The 4,547-nt window shown below is 73.6% G+C and carries 8 protein-coding genes; 7 read left to right on the top strand and 1 reads right to left on the bottom strand.

Features of this window, described 5'->3' with window-relative positions; all coding sequences use genetic code 11:
* The 7 genes from AC1DUQ_RS18110 to AC1DUQ_RS18080 form a co-directional block, all read left to right on the top strand.
* The coding region (locus AC1DUQ_RS18110) for a RibD family protein (protein ID WP_477074277.1) at positions 1-366 on the top strand (366 nt) is incomplete at its 5' end.
* Complete coding sequence (locus tag AC1DUQ_RS18105; RefSeq protein WP_477074276.1) at positions 366-977, top strand: riboflavin synthase; 612 nt, start codon at positions 366-368, stop codon at positions 975-977. The genes AC1DUQ_RS18110 and AC1DUQ_RS18105, both read left to right, overlap by 1 nt.
* Positions 974-2,341: a GTP cyclohydrolase II gene (gene ribA, locus AC1DUQ_RS18100; RefSeq protein WP_477062013.1), complete on the top strand. Its 1,368-nt coding sequence runs from the start codon at positions 974-976 to the stop codon at positions 2,339-2,341. Before AC1DUQ_RS18105 ends, ribA begins: the two co-directional genes overlap by 4 nt.
* Positions 2,338-2,832: a 6,7-dimethyl-8-ribityllumazine synthase gene (gene ribH, locus AC1DUQ_RS18095; RefSeq protein ID WP_477062014.1), complete on the top strand. Its 495-nt coding sequence runs from the start codon at positions 2,338-2,340 to the stop codon at positions 2,830-2,832. Before ribA ends, ribH begins: the two co-directional genes overlap by 4 nt.
* On the top strand, positions 2,829-3,092 hold the full coding sequence (locus AC1DUQ_RS18090) for a phosphoribosyl-ATP diphosphatase (protein WP_477062015.1): 264 nt from the start codon (positions 2,829-2,831) through the stop codon (positions 3,090-3,092). The genes ribH and AC1DUQ_RS18090 overlap by 4 nt, the downstream gene beginning before the upstream one ends.
* Before the next feature lie 11 nt (positions 3,093-3,103).
* The gene (hisG, locus tag AC1DUQ_RS18085) at positions 3,104-3,952 is read left to right on the top strand and encodes an ATP phosphoribosyltransferase (RefSeq protein WP_477062016.1); all 849 of its coding nucleotides are present in this window, start codon (positions 3,104-3,106) and stop codon (positions 3,950-3,952) included.
* A gap of 20 nt (positions 3,953-3,972) precedes the next feature.
* On the top strand, positions 3,973-4,407 hold the full coding sequence (locus tag AC1DUQ_RS18080) for a PH domain-containing protein (RefSeq protein ID WP_477062017.1): 435 nt from the start codon (positions 3,973-3,975) through the stop codon (positions 4,405-4,407).
* 10 nt (positions 4,408-4,417) lie between these two features.
* Here AC1DUQ_RS18080 and AC1DUQ_RS18075 read toward each other — a convergent pair.
* Positions 4,418-4,547: DUF3866 family protein (locus AC1DUQ_RS18075; protein ID WP_477074278.1), on the bottom strand; the 130-nt coding region annotated here is incomplete at its 5' end.

Here is a 4,547-nt window from a genome sequence, read left to right as displayed (position 1 = left end):
GTCGTCGGCCACCGTGAGATCCCCGCCGGTGCGCGGTTGCGCGGACCCGGCGGGGAGCTGCTCCAGGTGCGGACGCACGACCCCGCCGACGTCCTGGCCCTGCTCACCGAGCGCGAGGTCCGACACGTGCTCGTCGAGGGCGGGCCCACGCTCGCCGCGGCGTTCCTGCAGGCAGGGCTCGTCGACGAGGTGCACGCCTACATCGCCCCCGTCCTGCTCGGCTCCGGCCCGTCGGCCGTGGCCGACCTGGGCGTCACCAGCATCGGCGACGCCGTCCGCCTCACCACCCGATCCGTCCTTCCGCTCGGCCCCGACGTCTTCGTCGTCGCGACCGTCGACCCGCACAGCCCCACGGAGGAGCACTGATGTTCACCGGAATCGTCGAGGAGATCGGCACGGTCGAAGCGATCGAGCACGGACCCGAGGGGTCGGACGCGCGCCTGCGGGTCCGGGGCCCGCTGGTCGTCTCCGATGCCCACCTGGGCGACTCGATCAGTGTCTCCGGTGTGTGCCTGACGGTCACGGAGCTGCCCGGCGACGGCACGTTCTTCGCGGACGTCATGCCCGAGACCCTGCGCCGCAGCGCGCTGGAGGACGTCGGCGTGTCCAGCCCGGTCAACCTCGAGCGCGCGCTGCCGGTCGGCGGCCGGTACGGCGGGCACGTCGTGCAGGGGCACGTGGACGGCGTCGGCACGATCCTGTCCCGGTCGCCCGGGCCGCGCTGGGACGACGTCGAGATCGGCCTCGCGCCGGAGCTCGCGCGGTACGTCGCGGAGAAGGGGTCGATTGCGGTCTCCGGGATCTCGCTGACGGTCACCCATGTCACGGACGAGTCGTTCGGCGTCTCCCTCATCCCCACCACGCTCGAGGCGACGACCCTCGRCACCCTGGCGCCCGGCGCACGGGTCAACCTGGAGGTCGACGTGCTGGCCAAGTACACCGAACGGCTGCTCTCGACGGCCGGGATCCTGCGATGACCGCCCCCGCCGGAGTGCGCCTCGGCACCGTCGAGCAGGCCCTGGAGGCCCTGCGCGCCGGTCGGCCGGTGCTCGTCGCCGACTCGCCCGACCGGGAGAACGAGGCCGACGTCATCCTGGCCGCCCAGTCGGCGACGCCCGAGTGGATCGCCTGGACCATCCGGCACTCGTCCGGCTACCTCTGCGCCCCCATGCCGGCGTCGAGGGCGGACGCGCTGGACCTGCCGCTGATGGTCCCGCACAGCCAGGACCCCCGACGGACCGCGTACACGGTGACCGTCGACGCGGCCACGGGTGTGACCACGGGCATCTCGGCGTCGGACCGGGCCCGGACGCTCCGGGTGCTGGCCGACCCGGCGTCCGGCCGCGAGGACCTCATCCGTCCCGGTCACGTGCTGCCGCTGCGCGCGGTCCCCGGGGGCGTCCTGCACCGCGCCGGTCACACCGAGGCAGCCGTCGACCTGTGCCGGCTCGCCGGCCTGGAGCCGGTCGGGGCGATCGCCGAGCTGGTGAACGACGACGGGTCGATGACCCGGCTGCCCGTGGCGTCGGCGCTGGCGGAGGCCGAGGGTCTCGTGCTGCTGACCATCGAGGACATCGTCGCCTGGCGCACGCAGCACGGGGACGACGTGACGGCCGAGGTGGCCGTCGCTGCGCCGCCCAAGGAGCGCGTGCACGCCACGCACACCGCCTACCTGCCGACCAAGCACGGCGACTTCCGCATCCACGGCTACCGGGACCTGCGCACGGGCGCCGAGCACGTCGCCCTCGTCCCGACCGCCGGCCTCGCCGACGCGCCCGTCGTCCGCGTGCACTCCGAGTGCCTCACGGGTGACGCGTTCGGGTCGGCCCGCTGCGACTGCGGTCCGCAGCTCGACGCGGCCCTCGAGCTCGCGGCCGAGCAGGGCGGCGCCGTGATCTACCTGCGCGGGCACGAGGGTCGCGGGATCGGCCTGCTGGCCAAGGTCGCGGCCTACGCGCTGCAGGACCAGGGTCGGGACACCGTGGAGGCGAACCTCGACCTCGGGTGGCCGGCCGACCGGCGTGAGTACGGCGCCGCGGCCGCGATCCTCACCGACCTCGGGGTGCAGCGGGTGAGCCTGCTGACCAACAACCCGGCGAAGGTGGCCGGGCTGCGCGCGCACGGGATCGACGTCGCGGAGATCCGCAGCCTCGAGGTGGGGCGCACCCCGCAGAACGAGGCGTACCTGCGCACCAAGGCGACGTCGATGGGGCACCTGCTCCACCTGCCGCCCGGGACGGAGCGAGAGCCCATCGCGGTCTCGCCCGTCCACGCGACGCCGGCCACCCCCGGCGCCGACCACGAGGACCACGCGTTCGAGAGCCTGGAGGACCTGGCATGAGCGGTGCTGGAGCACCCACCCTGACCGTCGACGGGACCGGCCTGAAGGTGGTCGTCGTCGCCGCCAGCTGGCACACCGTCGTCATGGACGGCCTGCTCGCGGGGGCGCAGCGCGCGCTGGCCGCGGCGCACGTCGAGGACGTGACGATCGTCCGCGTGCCGGGCACGTTCGAGCTTCCGGTCGCCGCGCAGGTGGCCGCCGAGAACGGTGCCGACGCGGTGGTCGCGCTCGGCGTCGTGATCCGGGGCGGCACCCCGCACTTCGAGTACGTCTGCCAGGGCGCGACCCTCGGCCTCACGGACGTCGGCATCCGGACCGGCGTGCCCGTCGGGTTCGGCGTGCTCACCTGCGACAACGAGGAGCAGGCGCTCGACCGCGCCGGTCTTGAGGGCTCGCACGAGGACAAGGGCGCCGAGGCCGCGGAGGCCGCCGTCGCGACCGTGGTCGCCCTGCGCGCCCTGCGCGGCACGACGTCTAGAGTGCCCGCGTGAAGACCTTCGACACCCTGTTCGCCGAGCTCTCGGACAAGGCCGCCACCCGCCCCGCCGGCTCCGGCACGGTCGCGGAGCTGGACACCGGCGTGCACGGCATCGGCAAGAAGGTCGTCGAGGAGGCCGCCGAGGTCTGGATGGCCGCGGAGCACGAGTCGGACGAGCGGACGGCCGAGGAGATCTCGCAGCTCCTCTACCACCTGCAGGTGTTGATGATCGCGCGCGGGCTCACGCTCGCCGACGTCTACACCCACCTCTGAGGAGAACGACCGTGCTGAGGATCGCCGTCCCGAACAAGGGCTCCCTGTCGGAGCCCTCCGTCGAGATGCTCAAGGAGGCCGGGTACCGGCAGCGTCGCGACTCCCGCGAGCTGGTGCTGCCCGACCCGGACAACGACGTCGAGTTCTTCTTCCTGCGCCCCCGGGACATCGCCGTCTACGTCGGCGCGGGCACGGTCGACGTCGGCATCACCGGCCGCGACCTCATGCTCGACTCCGAGTCCGAGGCGGTCGAGCACCTGCCGCTCGGGTTCGCGCGCTCGACGTTCCGGTTCGCCGGGACGGCGGGGGAGTGGACCGACGTCGCGCAGGTCGGCGGACGCCGGGTGGCCACGTCCTACCCCGTGCTGGTCCGCTCGTACCTGCGGTCCCTGGGCATCGAGCCCGCGGGCGTGGTGCGGCTGGACGGAGCGGTCGAGTCCGCGATCAAGCTGGGCGTGGCCGACGTGATCGCCGACGTCGTCGAGACGGGGACCACCCTGCGTGCCGCCGGCCTCGAGATCTTCGCCGACCCGATCCTGCGCTCGGAGGCCGTGCTGGTGCGCCGTGCGGACGTCGACGAGCCCGCCGGTCTCGACGTGCTGACCCGACGCATCCAGGGCGTGCTCACCGCCCGGGAGTACGTGCTCATGGACTACGACGTGCCGCTCGCGCTGGTCGACCAGGCCGTCGCGATCACCCCCGGCCTGGAATCGCCGACGGTGTCGCCCCTGCACAACCGCGACTGGGCGGCCGTGCGGGCGATGGTCCGGCGCGACCAGACCAACCGGGTCATGGACTCCCTGTACGACATCGGTGCGCGCGCGATCCTCGTGACGTCGATCCACGCGTGCCGGCTCTGAGCGGTGAGCGGGGCGCAGGCGTGGATGCGCTGACCTCCCCGTTCCGGCCCCGCTTCGCGCGGGTGGTCACTCTCGCCCTGGCGGTGCTCGTGATCGGGTCGACCGTCGCGATCATGCTGGCCATGTCCGTGCTCTCCACGGGAGACCGCATCGGCTTCGCGCTGGTCGGCGGGCTCATCGTGTGGTTCCTCTGGCGGCAGGCCTCGGTCGTGGCGCGGGTGTCCGACGACGGGCTGGTGGTCCGGAACCTCGTGTTCACGCGGCGGCTCGAGTGGGCGGAGATCGTCTCGGTGCGCTTCGGCTCAGGTCGACCGTGGGTCCAGCTGGACCTGTCCGACGGCGACACGCTCGCGGTCATGGGGATCCAGCGCGCGGACGGCGCGTTCGCGGACGCGGAGGCCCGCCGGCTGGCCACGCTCGTGGCCATGCACACGGCGACCGCCCGGGACGACTGAGCAGACCCGGTCAGAGGCCGACGGCGTACACGCCCGCCGCTGCGGCGGCGAGGAACGCGGCGGGGTCCTGGTCGAGCGAGCGCCCCATGGTCGACAGCCGCACGGGCGTGGCCGCGAGCGCCGCGAGCAGAGCCGCGCCC

The organism is Cellulomonas sp. P4_B5_2, assembly GCF_056402235.1.
Note: the sequence above shows the minus strand (reverse complement) of the source record. Positions and strands in the feature narration are given on the sequence as shown.

Excerpts from the sequence above, each read along its gene's own strand:
- ribA (WP_477062013.1), top strand. The coding sequence starts at position 974 with ATGACCGCCCCCGCCGGAGTGCGCCTCGGCACCGTCGAGCAGGCCCTG.
- ribH (WP_477062014.1), top strand. The coding sequence starts at position 2,338 with ATGAGCGGTGCTGGAGCACCCACCCTGACCGTCGACGGGACCGGCCTG.